The organism is Acidovorax sp. (genome assembly GCF_046341535.1).
GTDB lineage: Bacteria > Pseudomonadota > Gammaproteobacteria > Burkholderiales > Burkholderiaceae_C > Acidovorax.
Genome location: NZ_JBKDRI010000074.1, coordinates 1 through 2,227, shown reverse-complemented (window position 1 = coordinate 2,227; position 2,227 = coordinate 1). Strand labels below are relative to the sequence as shown.

Here is a 2,227-nt window from a genome sequence, read left to right as displayed (position 1 = left end):
TTGGGGTAATTTTCTTTGGCGAGGCAAAGAAAAATGCCTCGCCCGCCGGGGCGACATCCCGGCTCCGGCGCTCAACCAGGGCACGGGTGAGCCACCGCCCAACCAGGCTTCGACAGGCTCAGCCCGAACGGTTTGGGGTAGCGCGCTGGCTTCGACAGGCTCAGCCTGAACGGTTTTTTGGAGGGGCGCGCCCCGGCTTCGACAAGCTCAGCCCGAACGGGTGGGAAGTAGCGCCCCCTCATCACCCCCGCCCCACCTCCTCCAGACACTCCTGCATCACCCGTCCATCCAGCACCATCTCCACATGCGCCACCCCAGGTACCAGCCGGTTATCTGCCCCCGCCAGAGTGGCCGTGCTCGCCGGAAACACGATGTTGTCGCAGTTGGAAAACCAGCATACAAACCTGCCGCCCGGCACCTGCGGCTTGAAACGCTGTAGTGCCACCACCCACTCTCCAGCCAGGCTCATCTGCCGGCCGTTGACGGCCATGCTAAAGCGCCCCAGCCAGGTGCCGCCGTGGGGCGTGCCCAGGGTCAGCACCCGGTGCACACGCGCCAGGGCGTCCGGGTGGGCGCGCAGCCATGCGCGGACCGCAAGGCCACCCATGCTGTGGCACAGCAGCACGGGTGGCATGCCGGTGACGGCGGTCACCCGCTGCACGGCTGCTTCGATGATGTGCGCGTAGTCGTCGATGGAGCCCAGCGGCGGCTCCAGGTTGACTGCAATGTGGGCATGGCCACGCTCGCGCAGCAGCGGCAGCCAGGGCAGCCACAGGCCGCGGTTGCACATGAAACCGTGCACCAGCACCACGCCGCGCTGGCCGGTGGGCGCTGGCGGCAGCCAGTCGGGCACTGCCTGGTGGCGAAAGGGCTGGCGCCAGCCAAACACCAAGAGCGCCACGCGCAGTTCGGCCCACCAGGCCGCCGCCACCTGGGCCAGGCGGGCCCGGGGTGCCGGGTCGCGCCGGTTGGCGTGGTGCATCAGGGCAAATTCCGCGGTCATTACCAGCACAAACATGGCCAGCGGCACCAGCGCGCCCGCCACCGCCCGCGCGGGCGACTGCGGCCACTGCCAGGCCAGCCAGGCGCCAACGCCCAGCCAATGCACAAAAAAAATGGTTTGTTGCCAGCGCGCGATCATGGTGGGGCTGCCCCAGGGGGATGTTGTAATTTGACAGACTGCGGCAGCCAAACTGCCCGCCCCGCCATTGTGCGGCGCTCGCCATCGCCGCCCTGCCCGCCCGCCTTCAGGAGACGCCGCCCATGGATGCCGCACAGACCATCCGCGACAGCATTGCCGATGTCCATGCCATGCGCCTGCACCGCCGGGGCGATCCGGCGCTGGGCGATGCCGTGCACCGGGTCAAGGCGCTACAGGCCAGGCGGTTCCGGGGCACCTATGCCGACCTGATGGTGTCGCCATCGTTCGGGCCCGTCACCCGGTTTTTTCTGGACGAGCTGTACAGCGATGCCGACTACACCGAGCGGGACCAGCAGTTTGGCCGCATCGCTGGCACGCTGCAGACGGTATTTCCACAACCCGTGGTGGCCACCGCGGTGGCGCTGGCGGTACTGCATGCGCAGACCGAGGGGCTGGATCAGGACATGGGCCGCGCCTGGGTTGGCACTGCGCCGGCCACGGACCCGCAAGACGCGGCAGCGGGCTATGTGACCGCATGGCGGCAGGTGGGGCAGCGGCATGCGCGCGAGCAGCAGCTGCAGCGCGTGCTGGCCATGGGCACCGACCTGGCGCGGCTCACCCGCACACCGGGCCTGCGCATGATGCTGCGGATGATGCGCGGCCCGGCCCACGCTGCGGGCATGGGCGCGCTGCAACAGTTTCTGGAGGCGGGGTTTGACACCTTTGGCCAGCTTGCTCGCCAGCGTGGTGAAGTCGATCGGTTTCTGCGCACCATCGAGCAGCGCGAGGCGGCCCTGATTGCCAGCCTGTTTGACGGCGACCCTGTCGCCTGCGGGACGCAACTGGCCCTCACCCTGGGACAAGCCCGCTAGCCGCGCGGCACCCCGCCCTTGCACAATCGGTCACATCCGGGGGTCGGCCAGCACGCCTGCCGATGAGCGAGCACTAGGAGGCTGTCGGACTTGGAGCGTCGAAAGCGAAAATCGGCCCCAGCGAGGACAGTTTTTGCCGAATTTGCAGCCCCATAGCCGAGCTATGGGGCAAAAAGGCGGTTAAAAATGGACCGCTGCGGTCGATTTGCAGCCG

2 protein-coding genes are annotated in these 2,227 nt (G+C 68.1%); one reads left to right on the top strand and one right to left on the bottom strand.

Translation table 11 applies throughout. The annotated features are described in order from the left end of the window. Nucleotides 1-241: 241 nt before the first annotated feature. Nucleotides 242-1,141, bottom strand: coding sequence for an esterase/lipase family protein (locus tag ACK543_RS05005; RefSeq protein ID WP_409941749.1), 900 nt, complete (start codon nucleotides 1,139-1,141; stop codon nucleotides 242-244). 122 nt (nucleotides 1,142-1,263) lie between these two features. Here ACK543_RS05005 and ACK543_RS05000 point away from each other — a divergent pair, with 122 nt between their 5' ends. Beyond that, on the top strand, nucleotides 1,264-2,013 hold the full coding sequence (locus ACK543_RS05000; RefSeq protein WP_409941748.1) for an FFLEELY motif protein: 750 nt from the start codon (nucleotides 1,264-1,266) through the stop codon (nucleotides 2,011-2,013). The last annotated feature ends 214 nt before the right edge of the window (nucleotides 2,014-2,227 follow it).

What these genes read in the sequence shown, in the direction of transcription:
- ACK543_RS05005 (WP_409941749.1), bottom strand. Translation starts at nt 1,141, where the DNA reads ATGATCGCGCGCTGGCAACAAACCATTTTTTTTGTGCATTGGCTGGGC.
- ACK543_RS05000 (WP_409941748.1), top strand. Translation starts at nt 1,264, where the DNA reads ATGGATGCCGCACAGACCATCCGCGACAGCATTGCCGATGTCCATGCC.